General features: G+C 74.4%; 21 protein-coding genes. 3 read left to right on the plus strand and 18 right to left on the minus strand.

The features are described 5' to 3' along the window. Positions 1-39: 39 nt before the first annotated feature. From FB458_RS17795 to FB458_RS17840, 10 genes are all read right to left on the minus strand, one after another. A complete protein-coding gene (locus FB458_RS17795) occupies positions 40-597 on the minus strand; it encodes an adenine phosphoribosyltransferase (RefSeq protein WP_141849677.1) in 558 nt (185 codons plus the stop codon). Continuing rightward, positions 594-1784 (minus strand): protein translocase subunit SecF, encoded by a 1191-nt coding sequence (gene secF, locus FB458_RS17800; protein WP_141849678.1) that lies wholly within the window; start codon positions 1782-1784, stop codon positions 594-596. Before secF ends, FB458_RS17795 begins: the two co-directional genes overlap by 4 nt. Before the next feature lie 3 nt (positions 1785-1787). Then, entirely contained in the window at positions 1788-3704 is a 1917-nt protein-coding gene (secD, locus tag FB458_RS17805; RefSeq protein ID WP_141849679.1) for a protein translocase subunit SecD, read from the minus strand. A 3-nt stretch (positions 3705-3707) separates the two neighbouring features. Beyond that, complete coding sequence (yajC, locus tag FB458_RS17810) at positions 3708-4061, minus strand: preprotein translocase subunit YajC (protein ID WP_141849680.1); 354 nt, start codon at positions 4059-4061, stop codon at positions 3708-3710. Positions 4062-4299: 238 nt separating this feature from the next. Further along, positions 4300-5436: a Holliday junction branch migration DNA helicase RuvB gene (gene ruvB, locus FB458_RS17815; RefSeq protein ID WP_246061346.1), complete on the minus strand. Its 1137-nt coding sequence runs from the start codon at positions 5434-5436 to the stop codon at positions 4300-4302. Next, positions 5433-6035 carry a Holliday junction branch migration protein RuvA gene (ruvA, locus tag FB458_RS17820; RefSeq protein ID WP_141849681.1) on the minus strand — a complete coding sequence of 201 codons (603 nt, stop codon included), beginning with the start codon at positions 6033-6035 and terminating at the stop codon, positions 5433-5435. The genes ruvB and ruvA overlap by 4 nt, the downstream gene beginning before the upstream one ends. Then, positions 6032-6592 carry a crossover junction endodeoxyribonuclease RuvC gene (ruvC, locus tag FB458_RS17825; RefSeq protein ID WP_141849682.1) on the minus strand — a complete coding sequence of 187 codons (561 nt, stop codon included), beginning with the start codon at positions 6590-6592 and terminating at the stop codon, positions 6032-6034. Before ruvC ends, ruvA begins: the two co-directional genes overlap by 4 nt. 135 nt (positions 6593-6727) lie before the next feature. Beyond that, complete coding sequence (locus tag FB458_RS17830) at positions 6728-7483, minus strand: YebC/PmpR family DNA-binding transcriptional regulator (protein ID WP_141849683.1); 756 nt, start codon at positions 7481-7483, stop codon at positions 6728-6730. 10 nt (positions 7484-7493) lie between these two features. Then, on the minus strand, positions 7494-8099 hold the full coding sequence (pdxT, locus tag FB458_RS17835) for a pyridoxal 5'-phosphate synthase glutaminase subunit PdxT (RefSeq protein WP_141849684.1): 606 nt from the start codon (positions 8097-8099) through the stop codon (positions 7494-7496). A 24-nt stretch (positions 8100-8123) separates the two neighbouring features. After that, positions 8124-10094 (minus strand): APC family permease, encoded by a 1971-nt coding sequence (locus tag FB458_RS17840; RefSeq protein WP_141849685.1) that lies wholly within the window; start codon positions 10092-10094, stop codon positions 8124-8126. An 80-nt stretch (positions 10095-10174) separates the two neighbouring features. On the opposite strand from FB458_RS17840, the gene kynU reads away from it, so the two are divergent. Then, positions 10175-11437, plus strand: coding sequence for a kynureninase (gene kynU / locus FB458_RS17845; protein WP_141849686.1), 1263 nt, complete (start codon positions 10175-10177; stop codon positions 11435-11437). On the opposite strand, the gene FB458_RS17850 is transcribed toward kynU, so the two are convergent. Then, positions 11430-11849: a MarR family winged helix-turn-helix transcriptional regulator gene (locus FB458_RS17850; RefSeq protein ID WP_141849687.1), complete on the minus strand. Its 420-nt coding sequence runs from the start codon at positions 11847-11849 to the stop codon at positions 11430-11432. The genes kynU and FB458_RS17850 overlap by 8 nt on opposite strands. Positions 11850-12092: 243 nt before the next feature. Between FB458_RS17850 and FB458_RS17855 the strand changes: the two genes are divergently transcribed. Together FB458_RS17855 and FB458_RS17860 are read left to right on the plus strand one after the other, a co-directional pair. Further along, a complete protein-coding gene (locus tag FB458_RS17855) occupies positions 12093-13277 on the plus strand; it encodes an FIST signal transduction protein (protein ID WP_141849688.1) in 1185 nt (394 codons plus the stop codon). Beyond that, complete coding sequence (locus FB458_RS17860) at positions 13264-14820, plus strand: putative bifunctional diguanylate cyclase/phosphodiesterase (protein WP_141849689.1); 1557 nt, start codon at positions 13264-13266, stop codon at positions 14818-14820. The genes FB458_RS17855 and FB458_RS17860 overlap by 14 nt, the downstream gene beginning before the upstream one ends. A gap of 21 nt (positions 14821-14841) precedes the next feature. Here the strand turns inward: FB458_RS17860 and pdxS are convergent, their stop codons facing one another. The 7 genes from pdxS to FB458_RS17895 all read right to left on the minus strand — a co-directional run bounded on the left by pdxS (position 14842) and on the right by FB458_RS17895 (position 20962). Further along, positions 14842-15759 (minus strand): pyridoxal 5'-phosphate synthase lyase subunit PdxS, encoded by a 918-nt coding sequence (gene pdxS, locus FB458_RS17865; RefSeq protein WP_141849690.1) that lies wholly within the window; start codon positions 15757-15759, stop codon positions 14842-14844. A gap of 222 nt (positions 15760-15981) precedes the next feature. After that, on the minus strand, positions 15982-16533 hold the full coding sequence (locus FB458_RS17870; RefSeq protein WP_141849691.1) for a hypothetical protein: 552 nt from the start codon (positions 16531-16533) through the stop codon (positions 15982-15984). Next, positions 16530-17711 (minus strand): glycosyltransferase family 4 protein, encoded by a 1182-nt coding sequence (locus tag FB458_RS17875; RefSeq protein ID WP_141849692.1) that lies wholly within the window; start codon positions 17709-17711, stop codon positions 16530-16532. The genes FB458_RS17870 and FB458_RS17875 overlap by 4 nt, the downstream gene beginning before the upstream one ends. Next, a complete protein-coding gene (locus FB458_RS17880) occupies positions 17711-18715 on the minus strand; it encodes a phosphatidylinositol mannoside acyltransferase (protein WP_246061347.1) in 1005 nt (334 codons plus the stop codon). Before FB458_RS17880 ends, FB458_RS17875 begins: the two co-directional genes overlap by 1 nt. Next, complete coding sequence (pgsA, locus tag FB458_RS17885; RefSeq protein ID WP_141849693.1) at positions 18712-19353, minus strand: phosphatidylinositol phosphate synthase; 642 nt, start codon at positions 19351-19353, stop codon at positions 18712-18714. Before pgsA ends, FB458_RS17880 begins: the two co-directional genes overlap by 4 nt. Before the next feature lie 30 nt (positions 19354-19383). Next, positions 19384-19890 (minus strand): XdhC family protein, encoded by a 507-nt coding sequence (locus FB458_RS17890; protein WP_141849694.1) that lies wholly within the window; start codon positions 19888-19890, stop codon positions 19384-19386. Positions 19891-19900: 10 nt separating this feature from the next. Beyond that, complete coding sequence (locus tag FB458_RS17895) at positions 19901-20962, minus strand: SGNH/GDSL hydrolase family protein (RefSeq protein ID WP_141849695.1); 1062 nt, start codon at positions 20960-20962, stop codon at positions 19901-19903. Between the last annotated feature and the right edge of the window lie 99 nt (positions 20963-21061).

Genomic DNA, 21061 nt, shown 5'->3' on the forward strand with positions numbered 1-21061 from the left:
CGGGAGTCTAGACGCCGTACGACGCGTCGCCGCGCCGGCTCACGAGGTGAGCAGCGCGCGGACCTCGCGCCCGGGCAGGGCGTCGCGCCCGCGCAGGAAGCCGAGCTCGAGGACGACCTCGACCGCGGTGACCCGCGCTCCCCCGCGCTCGACGAGCTCGCAGGCGGCCGCCGCCGTGCCGCCGGTGGCGAGGACGTCGTCGAGGACGAGGACGCGGTCGCCTGCGGCGAAGGCCGTGGTCGCCACCTCGAGGGTGGCGCTGCCGTACTCCAGGTCGTAGGAGACGGAGCGCACCGGCGGCGGCAGCTTGCCGGCCTTGCGGACCGGGACGAAGCCGCGGCCCAGGGCGTGCGCGACGGCCGCGCCGAGGACGAAGCCGCGGGCCTCGATGCCGGCCACGAGGTCGACCCGGCCGTCCCAGTGCGCCGCCACGTCGGCGACGAGGGCGGAGAACGCGTCCGCGTCGGCCAGCAGCGGGCTGAAGTCCTTGAACAGGACGCCCGGCTGCGGGAAGTCCGGGACGTCGCGCAGCAGCCCGTGGACCCGGGCCGCCAGCGCCGACCGGTCGGGCGCGGCGCCCGTCCCGGCCGGCGTCACCGCTTGGACTTCGGTGCCCGGCGCGGCTGCTGCCGCGGCCCGGACGACTGCGCCCACTTGTGGACCTCGCGGACCGAGCCCTCCGAGCGGACGACGCTCTGGTCCTCGCCCTCGACGACGACGCGGGGGGCGTCGTCGTCCTCGTCCTGCGGCTCGTCCTCGCGGCCGCCCGGGGCGCCGACCCCGGCCGCGACCGGGGTCCGCGCGCCCTGGCGCGACGACGACTTGGTCACGACGTGGTCGAGCTCCTTGAGGGCGGGCTCGTTGCGGCGCAGGTCGACCAGCAGCGGGGTGGCGATGAAGATCGAGGAGTAGGCACCGACCGCGATGCCGACGAACAGTGCGAGGCTGAGGTCGAGCAGCGTGCCGGGGCCGAGCTTCGTGAAGCCGACGACGAGGATCGCGGCGATGGGCAGCAGCGCCACGACGGTCGTGTTGACCGAGCGGACCAGCGTCTGGTTGACCGCGAGGTTGGCGGCCTGCCGGTACGTCGAGCGACGGCTGGACAGCGCGGCCGCGGTGTTCTCGCGGACCTTGTCGAAGACGACGACCGTGTCGTAGAGCGAGTACCCGAGGATCGTCAGGAAGCCGATCATCGACGACGGCGTGATCTCGAACCCGAAGAGCGCGTAGATGCCGACGGTGATGACGAGGTCGTGCAGGAGCGCCACCAGACCGGACACGGCCATCTTCCAGGTGCGGAAGTAGAGAGCCATGAAGATGGCGACGACGACGAGGAAGATGACCAGGCCCTGGATCGCCTTCTGGCTGACCGACGCCCCCCACGAGGGACCGATGAGCGAGGCCGACACGGCGTCGGCGTTGACGCCGAACTGGCTCTGCAGCGCGGACTTCGCGGCGTCCTGCTTGTCGCCGGCCGCCTCGGTCTCGACCCGGACCGAGTTGCCGCCGATGACCGTGGCGACGATGTTGCCGGGGATCCCGGCCTGGCTCATCGCCGCGTCGGCCTTCTGCTCGTAGTTCGCCGTCGAGGCGACGTTGCTGACCCGGAACTCCGAGCCGCCGCGGAACTCGATGCCGAAGTTGAGGCCGCGGGCGAAGACGCCGACGAGGGCCAGCACGATGAGGACGCCGGAGATCGCGTACCAGGTCTTCTGCCGACCGATGAAGTCGATCGACCGCTTGCCGGTGTAGAGGTCGTTGCCGACCCGGGCGAAGTTGAACATGGGTCAGGCCTTCCCCTCGGCGGAGGCGCCGCGGACGGCGGCCGCCGCGGGCTTCGTACCGGCGCCGGTGGCGGTCCCGGTCTCGGTGCTGCCGCGCGGACCGGAGAACTGGCCGCGGCCGACGTACCGGACCTTGGCGCCGAGGCGCTCCGGGTCGAGCCCGGACCAACGGTGACCGCCGCCGAAGAACGTCGTGCGGGCCAGGAGTGCGACGACCGGGTGCGTGAAGAGCATGACGACGGCGAGGTCGATGATCGTCGTCACGCCGAGCGTGAAGGCGAACCCGCGCACGTTCGACGCGGCCAGCAGGTAGAGCACGATCGCGGCGAGGAAGTTGACCGCGTCGGCGGCGAGGATGGTGCGCCGGGCGCGGGCCCAGCCGGCCTCGACGGCGGCGACGAGCGGGCGGCCCTCGCGGACCTCGTCGCGAATGCGCTCGAAGTAGACGATGAAGCTGTCGGCGGTGACGCCGATGGCGACGATGACGCCGGTGACCCCCGCCATGGTGAGGCGGAAGTTGTAGGACCAGCCGAGCAGCACGAGCGCGAAGTAGGTGATGACGGAGGCCACGACGAGCGAGGCCACGGTGACCAGGCCGAGCAGGCGGTACTGGAAGAGCGAGTACACGACGACGAGCAGCAGGCCGATGAGACCGGCGATGAGGCCGAGGCGCAGCTGCTCGTTGCCGAGGGTCGGGCTGACGTCGTCCTGGGTCTGCAGCTGGAAGGACAGCGGCAGGGCGCCGAACTTCAGCTGCTGGGCGAGGTCGCGGGCGCTGTCGATGGTGAACGAGCCGGTGATGCTGGCCTGGCCGTTGGTGATCGCGGCGTTCGTCCGCGGCGCCGAGACGACCTGCTTGTCGAGGACGATGGCGAACTGGTTCTGCGCGCCCTGCAGGCCGAGCAGGCGGGTCGTGACGTCACCGAACTTCTTGGCGCCCTCGCCCGTGAAGGTCAGGGCGACCTCGACGACGTTGGTCGGCTGGCCGTTGGGGCCGGTCTGGTAGCCGGACGTGGCGTCGGCGATCTCCGAACCGTCGACCTCGACCGGGCCGAGGATGTACTTCGTCGACCGGTCCGAGGAGCAGGCGACGAGCGGCTTGTCGGGGTCGTCGACCGCCGAGGACTGGTTCTCCGGCTTGGAGCAGTCGAGCTCGGTGAAGGCCTTCTGGATGTCGGGGGTGATCCAGGCGGTGTCGCTCGCGCTCGTCGGCTTCGTCGACGGGGTGTCGGTCGGCTGGTCGAGCGTCGGGTTGGCGGTGCTGGTCGCGGTGGCCGCGCCGGTGGTGGCCGTCGCGGCCCCGGTCGTCGCGGTGCCGGTCGGCGAGGTGGTGTCCTGGCGCAGCGCCTGCGGGATCGCGGCGTTGGCGGCGGAGCTCGTCGCGGCGGCGGTACCGGGGTCGGTGGTGAAGACCGGGGCGGGGGTCGTGGCCGTGGGCTTCGAGGTCGTGCTGGGGGTGGCCGTGCCGGTCGCCGTCCCCGTGGCGGTCGAGGTCGGGGTGGGCTGCGCGGCCTGCGGCGAGCCCGCTCCGTCGACGAGGACGGCCCGGAAGCGCAGCTGCGAGGGCTTGCGGATCGCGTCGAGGGTCTGCTTGCTCGGCGACCCCGGGATGTCCACGACGATGTTGCGCCCGCCCTGGGTGGAGACCTCGGCCTCCGCGACGCCGTACGCGTTGACGCGCTGCTCGATGATGTCGCGGGCCTTGTCGAGCTGGCCCTGGTTGACGGTCGCGCCGGGCGTGGTGAGCACCGGCTCGAGGACCATCTCCGTGCCGCCCTCGAGGTCGAGGCCGAGCTTCGGGGTCCACTGGCCGCCGCCCCACGCCGCGGCGGCACCGGAGCCGCCGACGAGCAGGACGAGGACCACGACGAGGCCCAGGAGGACCTGCCGGGGCCGACGGGTGCGCGGGTCTCGTGCCACGGCCTACTTCTCCTCGGGGCGGGCGGCCGGGTCGACGGTCGTCGAGGGCGCGTCCACGGGGCTGGTGGTCTCGGAGGTCACCGGCGAGCTCGTCGCGGGGGCGGCGGGGTCCCGCGGGACGGTGAGGGCCACGGCGCGGCGGTCGAACTTCACCACCGTGCCCGGCGCGATCTCGAGGTGGACGACGCCGTCACCGAGCTCGGCGACGGTGCCGAAGAGGCCCGACGTCGTGCAGACCTCGTCACCGACGGTGATGGAGTCCTGCAGGTCGAGCGCGGCCTTCTGCCGGCGGCGCTGGCTCCAGAACATGAAGCCGACCAGCCCCAGGAGCAGGACGGGCAGCAGCAGCGATTCCATCAGCGATGAGTCCTCACGAGTGGTCCCCGGTCCTCCGGGAGGCGGTGCGGTCCTGCGACCCAACGAGTCGCGGTGCGCACGAGTGCCGGCGGACGCCGACGTGCCCGCGGAAGTCTAGGTGAGGGGTCCGGATCACACCAAAGCAGGCGAGCGTACGGCGCGCCCCCGCTCGCCACCACCGTCCCCGCTGCGTCCGCAGCGGCGAGGCACCGGTGCCGCGGCGGTGCGGACGCTGCGGTCAGCCACGGAAGCGGCCGGCGTCGCCGGCGTCGTCCAGGGGCAGCACGGGCTGGCCCGCGACCCCGGCGGGCGGGACGAGGCGCAGGTGCTCGAAGGCGGCGGCCGTGGCGGCCCGGCCCCGTGGGGTGCGCACGATGAGCCCCTCGCGCACGAGGAACGGCTCGGCGACCGTCTCGACGGTGTCGGTCTCCTCCCCCACGGCGACGGCGAGGGTCGACAGCCCCACCGGGCCGCCGGCGAAGCGCCGGCACAGCGCCTCGAGCACGGCCCGGTCGAGGCGGTCCAGGCCCCGGTCGTCGACGTCGAACAGCGCGAGCGCGGTGCGGGCGGCCACGAGGTCGACCCGGCCGTCGCCGTGCACCTGGGCCCAGTCGCGGACCCGGCGCAGCAGCCGGTTGGCGATGCGGGGGGTGCCGCGCGAGCGCAGGGCGATCTCCCGGATGCCGTCGGCGGCCGCCTCGACCCCGAGCAGCCGGGCCGAGCGGTGCAGGATGGTGACGAGGTCGTCGGTGGCGTAGAAGTCGAGGTGCCCGGTGAAGCCGAAGCGGTCGCGCAGCGGAGCCGGCAGCAGCCCCGCCCGGGTGGTCGCCCCGACGACGGTGAACGGCGGCAGCTCGAGCGGGATGGCCGTCGCCCCCGGTCCCTTGCCGACGATGACGTCGACGCGGAAGTCCTCCATGGCCAGGTAGAGCATCTCCTCGGCCGAGCGGGACATCCGGTGGATCTCGTCGAGGAAGAGCACCTCGCCCTCGGCCAGGCTGGACAGGATCGAGGCGAGGTCGCCGGCGTGCTGGATGGCCGGTCCGGAGGTGACCCGGATCGGCTGCTGGAGCTCGGCGGCGACGATCATCGCCAGCGTCGTCTTGCCCAGCCCGGGCGGCCCGGACAGCAGGACGTGGTCGGGCGGGGTGCCGCGCCGCCTGGCCGCCTCGAGGACGAGCGCGAGCTGGTCGCGCACCCGCGGCTGCCCGGGGAACTCCTCGAGCCGCTTGGGCCGCAGCGCGGCCTCGACCTGGCGCTCCCCCTCGTCGCCGACCGGGTCGACGACCCGGGCGGTGGCGTCGTACGAGCCGTCGTCGGCGGGGTCCCAGCCCCGCTCGTCACCCTCTCCCGGCCGGTGCGGCACCGCGGTCACCGGCCCAGCACCTGCAGCGCGGCCTTGAGCAGCGCCGCGACGGGGGTGTCGGCCGCCGGCTGGGTGCCGGCGACGGCCGCGACGGCGTCGTCGGCCTGCTTGGTGCTCCAGCCCAGGCCGACCAGGGCCTCCTGGACCTGGCCCTGCCAGGCGGCGGTGGCCGGCTGCCCGGCGGCGACGGCGGCTCCGCCGGCGCCGACGACCCCGATCTTGTCGCGCAGCTCGAGGACGAGCCGCTCCGCGCCCTTGCGGCCGATGCCCGGGACCTTGGTGAGCGTGAGGACGTCGCCGCTGCCCACCGCGGCCCGCAGCGCGTCCGGCGGGTGCACCGCGAGCATGGCCAGCGCCAGGCGCGGCCCGACGCCGGAGACCGTCTGGACGGTCTCGAAGACGCTGCGCTCGTCGTCGTCGGCGAACCCGTAGAGCGTGAGGGAGTCCTCACGGACGACGAGGCTGGTCGCCAGCCGCGCCTGCTGGCCCGAGCGCAGGGCGGCCGCGGTCGCCGGGGTCGTGTGCACGAGCAGCCCGACGCCGCCCACCTCGACGACGACCTGGTCCAGCCCGGCCCGCAGGACGGTGCCGTGCACCGACGCGATCACCGGGCCACCGCCCGCGGGGGGCGGGAGGACGCCGTACGGCGCCCCGCCTGCGCGGCGACCGCCTCGGCCAGCCGCGACTGGGTGCCGCCGCGCCACACCTGGCAGATCGCCAGGGCGAGTGCGTCGGCGGCGTCGGCGGGCCTCGGCGCGGCGTCGAGGGACAGCAGGCGGGTGACCATCGTCGTCACCTGCGCCTTGTCGGCCCGCCCGGAGCCGGTGACGGCGGCCTTGACCTCGGTCGGGGTGTGCAGGCGCACCGGGATGCCCCGACGGGTGGCGGCGAGCATCGCGACGGCCGAGGCCTGGGCCGTGCCCATGACGCTGGCGACGTTGGCGTCGGCGAAGACCCGCTCTATGGCGACGACGTCGGGTCGGTGCCGCTCGACCCACGTCTCCAGCTCGGCCTCGAGGGCGAGCAGGCGCAGCGGGATCTCGTCGCTGGTGCGGGTGCGCACGACGCCGACCGCGACCATCGCCAGCGGCCGACCGGGCACCCCCTCGACGACGCCGATGCCGCACCGGGTCAGGCCGGGGTCGACGCCGAGGACGCGGGGCATCGGGCTCCTTGCTGCTGGTGGGGGTCCGGGCCGCGCCCGAACAGGTGTTCGGCACCGAACGTACCCCGGACGCGACGTGGGGCCCCGGCGGCACGCCGGGGCCCCACGTCGGGTGCGAGCAGGGGCGAGGTGGTCCTACTCCTCGTCGAGCTCGGCGAGGACGTCGTCCGGGACGTCGCCGTTGGCGTAGACGTTCTGGACGTCGTCGGAGTCCTCGAGGGCCTCGAGCACGCGGAACATCTTCTTGGCGCCCTCGGCGTCGAGCGGGACCTGGAGGTTCGGCACCCAGGAGGCCTCGGCCGAGTCGTAGTCGATGCCGGCCTGCTGGACGGCGGTGCGGATGGCCACGAAGTCGCTGGCGTCGCTGACGATCTCGAAGGTCTCGCCGAGGTCGTTGACCTCCTCGGCGCCCGCGTCGAGGACGACCTCCAGCAGCTGGTCCTCGGTCAGCGAGCCCTTGGGCACCTGGACGACGCCCTTGCGGTCGAAGACGTAGGCGACCGAGCCCGGGTCGGCGAGCTGCCCGCCGTTCTTGTTCAGCGCCGTGCGCACCTCGGCCGCGGCGCGGTTGCGGTTGTCGGTGAGGCACTCGATGAGGACGGCGACACCACCGGGGGCGTAGCCCTCGTAGGTGATGGTCTGCCAGTCCGAGCCGCCGGCCTCGGCGCCGCTGCCGCGCTTGACGGCGCGGTCGATGTTGTCGTTGGGGACCGACGTCTTCTTCGCCTTCTGGATGGCGTCGTAGAGCGTCGGGTTGCCGGCCGGGTCACCGCCGCCGCTGCGCGCGGCGACCTCGATGTTCTTGATGAGCTTGGCGAACAGCTTGCCGCGCTTGGCGTCGATGGCCGCCTTCTTGTGCTTCGTGGTGGCCCATTTGGAGTGGCCGCTCATGCGCGTTCCCTCACGATCTCGATCGGACGATCTGCACGAACAGTCGGTGCACCCGCGTGTCGCCCGTGACCTCGGGGTGGAACGAGGTGGCGAGCAGGGCACCCTGCGTGACGGCGACGATCCTACCCGCGGCCGGTCCCCCCTCGACACGCGACAGCACCCGCACGCCCGGCCCCGTCTCCTCGACCCACGGCGCCCGGATGAAGACCGCGTGGTACGGCGCGTCGAGACCCTCGACGTGCACCTCGCCCTCGAACGAGTCGACCTGGCGGCCGAACGCGTTGCGGCGCACGGTGATGTCGAGCCCGCCGAGGGTCTGCTGGTCGGGGCGGCCGTCGAGGACCCGGTCGGCGAGCATGATCATGCCGGCGCACGAGCCGTAGACCGGCAGCCCGTCCGCGATGCGCTCGCGCAGCGGCTCCTGGAGGCCGAAGGCCCGCACGAGCTTGTCCATCGTCGTCGACTCGCCGCCGGGGACGACGAGACCGTGCAGGGGGGCGAGCTCCTCGGGGCGTCGTACGGGCACGGCGTGGGCGCCGCACGCCTGCAGGGCGTGCAGGTGCTCGCGGACGTCGCCCTGGACGGCGAGGACGCCGATGGTGGTGCTCGTGCTCACGGCGCCCGACGCTACGGCAGGGGGTCAGTCGACGTGGACGGCGGGTCGCCGGTCCGGGTCGGGCTCGGCCTGGCGGAGCACCTCGCGGGTCAGCGGCGCCACGTCGCCGCCGCCGAAGAACAGGTAGCGCAGGAGGGCGGCGATCGGGTTGCCCTCCATCCACTCGAAGTAGACCTCGGGCACGACGCCCGTCTGCTCGCGGATGGCGAGGAGGATCGCCGCGATCGCGTTGGGGATGGTCGGGGCGGAGACGGTGAGGACCTCGTACCCGTGCCGCAGCTCGCCGCGGACCGCGAGGTCGGTGACGAAGTCGGAGGCGTCGACGACGGTGACCTCGACGAAGACCAGCCGCTCCCCCGGGCCGAGGTTGTTGACCGTCCGCTCGACGACCTCCTTCTCGAGGTAGTCGAGCAGGTCGCGCTCCCCGTCCGGGTCGTGGGCCACGAGGCGCACCTGCCCCTCGGCCGCGGCGCGGGCGACGATGGCCCGCGCCGTCTCGTCGAAGGTCACGGTGTCGACCCGCAGCTCGGTCGAGCGCAGCGCGCGGCTGGTGATCGAGACGACGACGATGGCGAGGATGAAGAACGAGGCGATCTTCACGCCCTCGGGCCGCTCGACGACGTTCGCGACCGTCGTGTAGGCGAAGACGAGGGCGACGACGCCGAAGAAGACCGTCCCGCGCCGGCTGCCCCGGCGCCACGCCGAGACGGTGACCGCGACCGTCGCCGACAGCATGAGCACGAGGACACCGGTGGCGTAGGCGCCGCCCTGGGCGTTGACGTCGGCCTTGAACAGGATGGTGATGACGAAACCGATGACGACGAAGACGACGACGAGCGGCCGGGTCAGCCGGGTCCACTCCGGCGCCATCCCGTAGCGCGGCATGTAGCGCGGGACGAGGTTGAGCATCCCGGCCATGGCCGACGCGCCGGCGAACCACAGGATGAGGATCGTCGAGACGTCGTACGCGGTCCCGAAGCCGTTCCCGAGGTACTCGTGAGCCAGGTAGGCCAGGGCGCGGCCGTCGGCCGCGCCGCCCGGCTGGAACGCCGCCTGCGGGATGAGCAGCGTCGTCGCGAGGCTGCTCGTGATGAGGAAGACGCTCATGATGACCGCGGCGGTGAGCAGCATCCGCTGGCTGCGCCGGATCCGCTTGGCCGGCTGCACCGGGTCGTCGTCGGCCGCCCCGCGGACCAGGGGCATCATCGTCACGCCGGTCTCGAACCCGGACAGGCCGAGGGCCAGCTTGGGGAAGACGAGCAGCGCGATCCCGACGACCAGCCACGGGTTGTTGCTGTGCGAGGTGAGCAGCGCCGAGCCCCAGTCGCCGATGACGTGGCCCTGCGAGAACACCTTGGCGGCGGCGGTGACGATGACGACGAGGTTGAGCCCGAGGTAGACCACGACGAGGCCGACGGCGATGCCGATCGCCTCGGCGAAGCCGCGCAGGAAGACGACGCCGAGCAGCGCGACGAGGAAGAGCGCGACGAGGACGTTCTGCCCGTGCAGGAACGACGGCGCGAACGGGTTCTCGATGGCGTGCGCGGCGGCGTCGGCGGCCGACAGCGTGATGGTGATGAGGAAGTCGGTGAGGGCGAAGCCGAGCAGGACGAGGACGAAGAGCTTGCCCCACCAGAACGGGAAGAGCCGCTCGAGCATCGCGATCGACCCCTGGCCGTGCGGGCTCTCCCTGGCCACCCGCCGGTAGACCGGCAGCGCCCCGAGCAGCGTGAGCAGGACCAGGACGAGGGTCGCGACGGGCGAGACGAGCCCGGCGGCGAGCGCGGCGATGCCGGGCTGGTAGCCGAGGGTGGAGAAGTAGTCGACGCCGGTGAGGCACATGACCTGCCACCACGGGTGGGCCTTCTCGGGCGAGCCGGTCGGCTTGGCGTGCGGGGCCTGGCGGGACGCGACCGCGTCGCGCTCCCCGGCGAAGAGCCACTCCCGGAACCGCGAGCGGTCCGCGGTCTCGGGCTGGCGGAAGCGAGTGGACACGAGGGGGAAGCGTAACCGCGTGAACCGGGTGGAGCCGTGCGTGCCCGTCCCCACCCGGGACGGCGCGCTAGCGTCGGGGCATGCCGAGCACCCCGGACCTGCCCGCCGACCTCGTCGCGCGGGCCCGCGACCTCGACGCCCGCCACGCGGCCGCCGACCGCCGCGACGCCTTCCACCTGCCGGACGGCCTGACCTACCTCGACGGCAACTCGCTCGGCGCGCTCCCCCGGACGGTCGCCGCCCGCGTCGGCGAGGTCGTCGAGCGCGAGTGGGGCGAGGGTCTTGTCCGCTCGTGGAACGACGCCGGCTGGTGGGAGGCGGCGACCCGGGTCGGGGACCGCCTCGGCGTCCTCGTCGGCGCCGCCGCGGGGCAGGTCGTCGTCACCGACTCGACGTCGACCAACCTGTTCAAGGTCGTCGTCGCGGCGCTGGGGATGGCGGGCTCCCCCACCCGGGGCCGGGTCCTCGTCGACCCCGACTCGTTCCCCACCGACGTCTACGTCGTCGGCTCGGCCGCCCGCCTCGCGGGCGGGCAGGTCGACCGGGTCGCCCCCGCCGACGTCGCCGCGCACCTGCGCGACGTCGGCGACGAGGTGGCCCTGCTCGTCTACTCCTCGGTCGACTACCGCACCGGCGAGCTGTGGGACCTCGCGTCGATGACGGCGGCCGCGCACGAGGTCGGCGCGCTCGTCTGCTGGGACCTGTGCCACAGCGCCGGGGTGCTCGAGATCGGGCTCGACGCCCACGAGGCGGACCTCGCGGTCGGCTGCGGCTACAAGTACCTCAACGGCGGGCCGGGCGCGCCGGCGTTCGTCTACGTCGCCGAACGGCACCAGGCCGCGTTCCACAACCCGGTGGCCGGCTGGAACGGGCACGCCCGCCCGTTCGGCATGGAGGCGGAGTACGAGCCGGCGCCGGGCATCGGCCGCGCCCGCTCCGGCACGAGCGGCATGCTCGGCCTGCTCGCGCTGGAGGAGGCCCTGCGGGTGTACGACGGCGTGCCCGTCGCCGACCTGCGCGCCCGGTCCCTGTCGCTGACCCGGTTCTTCGTCGAGGCGCTGGGCGCCCTCGGCGTCGACCTGCCGGTCGTCACGCCGGCGGACGACGCGCGGCGCGGCTCACAGGTCTCGGTGCGCCACCCCGAGGCGTACGGCGTCGTGCAGGCGCTCATCGCCCGCGGGGTCGTCGGCGACTTCCGCGAGCCGGACCTCGTGCGCCTCGGGTTCGCGCCGCTCTACCTTACGCACCACGACGCCGTGGTCGCCGCCGCGCACCTCGCCGAGGTCCTCGCCACCGGCGAGTTCGCCCGGCCCGAGCACACGCGGCGGGCCCTCGTCACCTGAGGTCGGTGCGCAGCTGCGCGAGGGCGCCCTGCAGCGCCGTGCGCTTGGAGGCGGCGAGGGTGACCGACCCGTCGACGGCCGCCTCGACGGCCTTGCCGCCCTTGGCCAGCGCGCGACGGCCGGCGGCCGTGACCGAGATCGTCGACGAGCGCCGGTCGGTGGGGTGGCTCTTGCGCTTGACCCAGCCGGCCCGCTCGAGGCGGTCGACGGCCTTGCTCGCGCCGCCCACGGAGATGCCGAGGGCCAGCGCGACGTCCTGCACGCGGGCACCCTCGTGCTCGCTCACCGCGAGCAGCGGGAGGAAGGACGAGGTCTCCATCCCGGCGTCGGCGCGCAGCCGCGTCTCGACGGCGTCGAGCAGTCTCACCTGCGCGAAGGAGAGGTCGGCGAAGAGGCTGACGTGGTCGCTCATGAACCCATCGTAGGCCCGCACGACCGGTCATCCAGGAAGTCATCACCCGGAAACCAGGTTCCCGGGGTCGCGGCACCGTCGCGGAGCCGGGTCCGGGGGCGTCGTACGGGCTCCGTCGGCTGCTCGGACCCGCCTCGGACCCCGCCTCGGCACCCGCCGCGGATCCCTCGACGAGAACCCTCAGGTCCCTCGTTCTACGGCCGATGTCCCCGACGGGACGTCCGTAGAGGGAGGAGCACGCACGTGCAGGTCGCCACGCGCCGGTGGGGGCCGGTCTCCGGGTGGGACGAGCCGTTGCCCGACTGGGACGGACCCTCGACCGCGGTGCTGGTGTTCGCCGGCGCCCGCGTCGAGGTCCCCGACCCGGCGCTCGCCCAGGTCGCCGCCGCCTTCCCCACGTCGGCCGTCCTCGGCTGCTCGACCGCCGGGGCCGTCGTCGACGACCTCCTCGAGGACGACGCCGTCGTCGTCACCGTCGTCCGCTTCGCCGCGACCCGCCTGCGCCTGCGGACCCGACCGGTCACGGCGTCGACCTCGGCCGCCACCGGGGCCGACCTGGGGCGGGCGCTGGCCGACGACGGGCTCGCCGCGGTCCTCGTGGTCTCCGAGGGGCTCGACGTCAACGGGACCGCCCTGGCCGCCGGCCTCGTCGACGGGCTGGCCGAGCGCCTCGGCGCCGCCGCCGCGGCGGACGTCCCCGTCACCGGAGGGCTGGCCGGCGACGGCGACCGCTTCGGGCGCACGTGGGTGCTCGTCGACGGACGGCCGGTGCCCGGTCACGTGTCCGCCCTGGGCCTGTACGGCGCCCGGCTGCGGGTGGGCTGGGGCTCGCAGGGCGGGTGGTCGGTCTTCGGGCCCGAGCGGCGCGTCACCGCCGCCCACGGCAACGTCGTCCACGAGTTCGACGACCAGCCCGCGTTGGCCCTCTACCGGCGCTACCTCGGCGACCGCGCGGGCGAGCTGCCCGCCGGAGCGCTGCGCTTCCCGCTCGCCGTCACCCGGCCCGGCTCGTCGGACCGCGAGGTCGTGCGCACCGTCCTCGCCGTCGACGAGGACGCCCAGACGATGACCTTCGCCGGCGACGTGCCGACCGGCTCGCGCGTGCGGCTCATGCGGGCCAGCGTCGACCGCCTGCTCGACGGCGCCGAGGGCGCCGCCGAGGACGCCGCCCTGACCGCCGGGCCCACCCCGTCCGCCGCCCCGGCCCTCGCCGTGGCGGTCAGCTGCGTGGGCCGCCGCCTGGTCCTCGGCGACGACGTCGACCGGGAGCTCGAGGCCGTCCGGGTCGGCCTGACGGGCGACACCGTCCTCGCCGGCTTCTACTCCTACGGCGAGCTCGCCCCGGTCGAGGGCGGCCCCTGTCGGCTGCACAACCAGACGATGACGATGACGACCTGGCAGGAGCTCCCCGACGATGGGCGACGCTGAGCGCACCGGCCCCACCCACCCCCCGGGCCGCCCCGTGCACCCGACGCTGACCAGGCAGCTGCGCCGGCTGCGCCTGGACGTGGACCAGGCGCCCGACCTGGCCGGGTGGCACCGGTTCCTCGACGGCGTCTCGCGCGCGTACGCCGCGGCGGAGGCCGACCGGTCGCTGCTCGAGCGGTCGGTCGAGATCTCCTCCGCGGAGATGATCGAGCTCAACGACGCGCTGCGCCACCAGGCCCGCCACGACGCCCTCACCGGCCTGTCGAACCGGCTCGACCTGCGCGAGTCGCTGCGCGACCTGCTGGCCGCCGCCCCCCTCGCCTCGCACACCGCCGTCCTCTTCGTCGACCTCGACGGTTTCAAGGCGGTCAACGACAGCCTCGGCCACCGGGCCGGCGACGAGGTGCTGCGCCAGAGCGCCGTACGGCTGCGGGCGGTCGTGCGGGCAGGTGACCTGCTGGCCAGGCTGGGGGGCGACGAGTTCGTCGTCGTCAGCCACGACGCCGGCCCCGACGACGCCGTGAGGCTGGGGGCCCGCGTCGTCGCGACCCTCGAGGAGCCCTTCCTGCTGGGCGGCACGTCGGTGCGGATCAGCGCCTCGGTCGGCGTCGGCGTGGCCCGGCGGCTGGACGGGACCCCGTCCCTGGACCCCGACGAGCTGCTGCGCGAGGCCGACCTCGCGATGTACGACGCCAAGCGCCGGGGCAAGGCGCAGGTGCGGGTGTTCGACGAGGCGGTGCGCCGCGGGGTCGGTCACCAGCTGTCGACCGAGCAGGCGCTGCGCGGCGCCGTGGCGGCGGGCGAACTCGTCCTGCACTACCAGCCGTTGGTCGATCTCGCCTCGGAGCGGGTCGTCGGCTTCGAGGCGCTCGTCCGCTGGGTGCGACCCGGCACCGGCCTGGTCCCCCCGGACGAGTTCCTGCCCGTCGCGGTCCGTGCCGGGCTCATCGGCGGCATCGACCGCTGGGTCGTCGCGCAGGCCTGCGCCGACGCCGCGGCGTGGCCCGATGACACGCTCAGCGTGGCGGTCAACCTCGTCGCCGCCGACCTGCGCGAGGACGCCACGGTGCTCGCCGTCGTCCACGCCCTCGCGAGCAGCGGCCTGCCCGCGCGGCGCCTCGTGGTCGAGCTGACCGAGGGCACCGCGATCGGCGACGACGAGGACGTCGCGCGCAACCTCGCGGCGCTGCGCGAGCTCGGGGTCCGCCTCGCCATCGACGACTTCGGCACCGGCTACAGCGCCCTGTCGTACCTGGGTCGCATCGCCGCGGGGTCGCTGAAGATCGACCGCAGCTTCACACAGCGGCTCGGGGAGGACGCCGCGGGCGCCGCGGTGGTCCGGGCGATGGTCTCGATGGCCGACGCGTTCGGGCTCGCGGTCGTCGCCGAGGGCGTCGAGTCCCCGCAGCAGGCCGAGATCGTCCGCACGCTGGGGTGCCGCAGCGGGCAGGGCTACCACTTCGCCCGACCGATGCCCGCCGAGGACGTGCCCGCCTACCTCGCCGCGGGGGCTCGCCCCACCCTGAGCCTGCTCAGCGGCTGAGCCTGCGCAGCGTCCGAGCCGTCACCAGCCGCGGTCGGCCAGGCGGTGCGGGACGGGGATGTCGTCGACGTTGATGCCGACCATGGCCTCGCCGAGGCCGCGCGAGACCTTGGCGAGCATGTCGGGGTCGTCGTGGAAGGTCGTGGCCTTGACGATGGCCTCGGCGCGCTGGGCGGGGTTGCCGGACTTGAAGATGCCGGAGCCGACGAAGACGCCCTCGGCGCCGAGCTGCATCATCATCGCGGCGTCGGCCGGGGTGGCGATCCCGCCGGCGGTGAAGAGCACGACCGGCAGCTTGCCCGCGCGGGCGACCTCCTTGACGAGGTCGTACGGCGCCTGGAGCTCCTTCGCGGCGACGTACAGCTCGTCGTCGGCGAGGGAGGTCAGCCGGCGGATCTCGCCGCCGATCTTGCGCATGTGGGTGGTGGCGTTGGAGACGTCGCCGGTGCCGGCCTCGCCCTTGGAGCGGATCATCGCCGCGCCCTCGGTGATCCGGCGCAGCGCCTCGCCGAGGTTGGTCGCGCCGCAGACGAAGGGGACGTCGAAGGCCCACTTGTCGATGTGGTTGGCGTAGTCGGCCGGGGTGAGGACCTCGGACTCGTCGATGTAGTCGACCCCGAGGCTCTGCAGGACCTGGGCCTCGACGAAGTGGCCGATCCGGGCCTTGGCCATGACCGGGATGGAGACGGCGTCGATGATCCCCTGGATCATGTCCGGGTCGCTCATCCGGGCCACGCCGCCCTGGGCGCGGATGTCGGCGGGCACCCGCTCGAGGGCCATGACGGCGACGGCGCCGGCGTCCTCGGCGATCTTGGCCTGCTCGGCGTCGACGACGTCCATGATGACGCCGCCCTTGAGCATCTCGGCCATGCCGCGCTTGACGCGGGTGGTGCCGGTGCCGGTGGTGGTCTGCGGGGCGTCGGTGGTCTGCTCGGTCACGCCCCCATCGTAGGACCGGCCCGGCCGGGCGCGGACCACGGTGGGCGGGATACGACGAGCCCGCCCCCGGGGCGCCGCGAATCGGATTCGGTGCGCTCGGCTCTCGTCAGGACCCGAGCCGACCGGCTCGAACCCGAGTCGCGGGGCCGAAGCGAATCGGATTCGGGTCGCCCGGCTCCCGTCACGACCCGAGCCGAGCGGCGTGAACCCGATTCGCGGGGGTCAGCCGCGCAGACCGGTGGGGAGCTCGTCGTCGAAGTCGATGCTCTCCGGCAGCTCGGCGTGGCCGGCGAGGCGGAAGCCGCGGACGGCGCCCTTGCGGCGAACCCGGCGCACGTCGTTGACGGCGTCGTTGTGGAAGCGCCGGGCCAGCTGCACGCGCTCCCCCGCCCGCACGATCCGCTCGAGGCCGTCGTGCGGCACGCCGTCGGCGCTGCGCAGGGTGGCGACGACCTCGGGGGTCAGCACGGCGGTGAGCGCCTCGGTCACGTCGGACTCGACCGCGGCGCGCTCGCGGTCGTCCGGGTCGTCGGCGTGCGCGAGCGAGTCGGCGGCCGCGGACGCGAGCACGAGGGCGGAGGCGGGGTCGAGCAGCCCGGAGTTGGCCAGCTCGAGGCTCGCCTCGGCCCGCCGCACGAGCTGCGCGTCGAGGGCGGCGTACGTCGCCTCGACCCGCCCGTGCAGGCGGTCCAGCCGGGCCGCGTTGTAGGAGAGGTACCAGGCCAGCGCGACGAGGACGACGGCCGCGAGGGCGACCCAGTCGAGGGTGCTCACGCCTTGCTCCTGCCGCGCAGCAGCCGCGCCCACCGCGGGGGCGGCTGGGCCGTGCCGCTGACCATCGCGGCGCCGTCGGTGACCGTCTCGTAGACCGCCATGACGTCCCGCGCGACCTCGGACCAGTCGAAAAGGTCGGCGCGCACGCGCCCGATGGTCGCGACCCGGCTGCGCTCGTCCGCGTCGCCGAGGACGCGCAGCAGGGTGGTGGCCAGCGCGGCGGGGTCCTCGTTCGCGAAGGTGAACCCGGCGTGCCCCTCGTCGAGCACGCGCAGGAAGGCGGGCAGGTCGCTGGCCACGACGGCCGCGCCCGCGCTCATCGCCTCGATGAGGATGATGCCGAAGCTCTCGCCGCCGGTGTTGGGGGCGACGTACGCGTCCACCGAGCGCAGCAGGCGGGCCTTGTCGTCGTCGCTCACCGCGCCGAGGAACTCGCAGGCGCGCGCGGCCTCCGGCGCCATCGCGGCGCGCACCTCGTCGGGGTCGCCGGGGCCGGCGACGAGCACCCGCAGCCCGGGGATCTCGCGCAGCACCTGCGGCAGGGCGGCGGCGAGGACCGGCAGCCCCTTGCGCGGCTCGTGCATCCGCCCGAGGAAGGCGATGGTCGGCCGCCCCGGGGTCCCCTGCCAGTCCGGGCGCACCTCGGCGAGGGCGAAGCGGTCGACGAAGACGCCGTTGGGGATGACGACGGCGTCGCCGCCGATGTGCGTGGTGACGGTGCGGCGGGCGTCCTCGGAGACGGCGATCCGGCCGGTGATCTTCTCCAGCGCCGGGCGCAGGACGGGGTACGACGCCTGCATCACCCGGCTGCGCAGGTTGGAGGTGTGGAAGGTGGCGACGATCGGCCCCTCGGCCGCCCACAGCGCGAGCAGCGAGACGCTCGGCGTCACCGGCTCGTGCAGGTGCAGCACGTCGAACTGCCCCGCCTCGAGCCAGCGGGCGACCTTGGCCGCGCTGACCGGACCCATGTTGAGCCGGGCCACGGAGCCGTTGTAGCGCACGGGCACGGCCCGCCCGGCGCTGATGACGTAGTCGGGCACGACGGTGTCCTCGTCGGCGGGTGCGAGCACGCTGACGTGGTGCCCCTGCGCGAGGAAGACCTCGGCGAGGTCGCGCACGTGGTACTGCACCCCGCCCGGCACGTCGAAGGAGTACGGGCAGACGATCCCGATGCGCATCACGCGCCCCCCGCCCGGGTGCCGGACGTGACGTCCGGGGTCCGGGCCGGGTCGAGGTCGTCGACGAAGACCCGCTGGAGCATGTGCCAGTCGGCGGTGTGCGCGCGGACCGCGTCCCCCAGGTGGTCCACGCAGGCCTGGGTCATCGCCGCCACCTTCTGCGCGGTCGTGCCCGAGGCCGGCGGCTCGACGAGCGGCGAGAACTCGCAGACGATCCCCGCGCCGCTGCCCGGCACGGCCGGGTTGGGCTCGTAGCGCACCGACACGGCGTAGAGGGGTGCCCCGGTGAGCAGGGCGAGGGCGGCCGGCCCCTTGGCGACCCGCGCGCGATGGCCGCACAGGTCGACCTCGAGCCCGCTTCCGGACAGGTCGCGGTCCGCGAGCAGGCAGATGAACCGGCCGCCGGCGACCGCCGACCGCAGCCCGGCGAAGGTGTCGGCCCCGCCCTCGAGCGGGAGGATGGTCATCCCGAGCCCCGTCCGGAACTCGAGGAACTCCTCGAAGACCTCCTCGGGTCGCAGCTTCTCCGCGACCGTCGTCACGGGAGCGAGGTGGGTGGTCGACCAGGCCCCGGCGAGGTCCCAGTTGCCGAGGTGGCCGAGGAAGACCACGACGGACCGCCCCTCGGCGAGGACCTCGCGGCAGTGCTCGTCGCCGACGAGGCGTACCGAGCGCGCGAGCACGTCGGGGGGCAGGTCGGGCAGCCGGAAGGCGTCGCAGTAGTAGCGCAGGTAGGACCGCATCCCCGCGCGGACGAGGGCGTCGAGCGCGGCGTCGTCGAGCTCGGGGCGCACCCGGGCGTAGTTGGCGCGCAGCCGCCGCACCCCGCCTCCCCCGCGGGCGACCGTGCGGTCGGCGATGACGTCGAAGAGCCGGTACGCCGCCCCGGCGGGCAGGGCGCGCACGGCGCCCCACCCGAGGCGGTAGCCGAGCACGACGGCCCGGTCGGTGACGCGGCGGCCTCCGGACGCCAGGCGCCCCGGCGCCCCGCGGCGCGGGCTCACGACGCGCGCGGGTCGTGCCCGGCGACGGCGGCGAGGGCCTGCCGGCGCACGGTGAGCATGCGCTGGACCACGGTGACGAGGCTGGCCACCGCGAGGACGGCGAGGACGACGCCGAGGACGACGACGGGCAGCCCGAGACCGACCAGACCGGTGGCGGTCAGCACGAGCAGCAGCCGGTCGGCGCGCTCGGCGATGCCGACGTTGGCGGTGAGGCCGAGGCCCTCGGCACGCGCCTTGGCGTAACTGACGACCATGCCGAGGATGAGGCAGGCCAGGGCCAGACCGGCGTACAGGAGGTTGTTCATCGGGCCGCTGCGGGCGAAGGCGATGACGAGCCCGCCGAAGATCGCGGCGTCGCCGACCCGGTCGAGGGTCGAGTCGAGGAACGCCCCCCACACGCCCTGGCGCCCCTGCATCCGGGCCATGACGCCGTCGACGTTGTCGCTGAAGATGAACAGGACGACGACGAGGGTGCCCCAGAAGAAGTGGCCCAGGGGGTAGAAGGCCAGCGCTCCCACGCAGACGCCGATGGTCCCGACGACGGTGACGACGTCGGGGCTGAGCCCCATCGCGAGGAACAGCCGGGCGGGGGGCGTCATGACCTTGGTCCAGGTCTCGCGCAGGGCTCGGTTCAGCATGGCCCCGCCAGCCTACTGGCCGGTCACCCCTCAACCCGTCAGGCGGCTCCGGTCGCCGTCGCGGACGAGCTTGCCGCTCGCCCACGCGCTGACCTCGGCGACGACCGACAGGGCCATCTCACCGGGGCTGCGGCCACCGACGTCGAGCCCGACCGGGACGTGCAGGCGCGCCAGCGCGTCCTCAGGGACGCCCTCCTCTCGCAGCGTGGCGAACAGGCCCTCGGCGCGGCGGCGGCTGCCCATCATGCCGACGTAGCCCGCGGGGCCGGCGAGGGCGGCGCGCAGGACCTCGGCGGTCCCGGGCGCGTCGTGGTCGGTGAGGACGACGGCGTGGCGGTCGGTGAGGTCCAGACCGGTCAGCCGGTCGGCCACGGGCTCGTCGGAGTCGTCGTGGTGGAGGACGACGAGCGGCAGGCCCACCGCTCCGGCGATCGTGGTCACCGCCTCGGCGATGACGTTGGCGGTGACGACGACGAGGACGGCGTCCGGGCCGGACCGGCCGGCGACGACGGACTCGGGGACGGCGCGCTCGCTCACCCGGGGGACGCTACCGGCCCGCGGCCCGCTCGGCGGCGTGCCGGGCGTCGTAGCGCTGGGAGACGGCGCGGACGCTCGCCGGGTCGGCGAGGTCGACGCCGGCGGCGGCGGCGGCCGCCCGGGCCTGCGGGGTCGTGAGGTCGGGCGCCCGGAACCGCTCCGGCGCGATCCGCGCGTCCAGGGCGGCGTACGGCGCCGCGGCGGCGGCCAGCCGCGGCGCGCTCGCCTCGGCGCGGCGCACGACCGCCGCGGTGGCGACGACGGGCGCCCCGAGCTGCGCGCTGACGACCGGCGTGTAGCCGCTGCGGTGGCCGTCGACGTTCGGGTGGTAGCTGTCGCTCACCGGGTCCGACAGGCCGTTGAGCCACTCCGGGTCGTTGCACACGGCGTGCCCGGTGAAGGCGGTGCGCGGGTCGGCGTACCGGAATCCGGCGAGCGAGGCCCGTTGCGAGAGCAAGGAGTCCAGCTGGTCGGCGGTCGCGTTGAGCCGGGTCTCCTCCTGAGGTGAGAAGAAGGTCAGGGCGTTGCAGTCCTCGCCCATGAAGATCCGCGGGTAGCCGACGATCGTCACGGCCGCGTGGGGCGCCTTGCTGCGGACGCCGGCGTAGAGGGTCGACAGCCGGCCGGGCAGGGTCTGGGCGATGAACGCCTGCGCGGTGTCGATCGCGCCGTCGCAGTCGCTCATCCAGCCCGGCTTCGCGCACTCGGTGAGGACGTCGGCAAAGCCGGCGTCGTTGCCGCCGACGCTCAGCGTCACCACGCCGGTGCTGCTCGACAGCGCGCTCAGCTGGGTGCTCGTCACGTCGGCGGTCGTCGCCCCGGAGCAGGCGCGCAGGGACAGCGTCCAGCCGCGGGCGGCGGCGATGAGGCTCGGGTAGGCCAGGGTCGAGCGGTCGCAGCTCGTGCCGTCGTCGAGGTAGCTGCGGGTGCCGACGCCCGAGGAGTAGGAGTCACCGAGGGCGACGTACGACGTCGCCGCGGCGTGCGCCGGGGCGCCGTACCCGGTCGTGAGGGCGAGCCCCGCCGCCACCGCCCCGACCGTCGTGACCACCCGTCGCCCGTGTCCGCGCATGCCGACGAGGCTGGCACCGCGCGCGTCGGGACGGTGAAAGAACGTGCCGCGATCGGGCAGGTCCCGGTCAAGAGATGGCCAGGACCTGCCCGAGTCGGT

The organism is Lapillicoccus jejuensis (genome assembly GCF_006715055.1).
In the GTDB taxonomy this organism is placed as follows: domain Bacteria; phylum Actinomycetota; class Actinomycetes; order Actinomycetales; family Dermatophilaceae; genus Lapillicoccus; species Lapillicoccus jejuensis.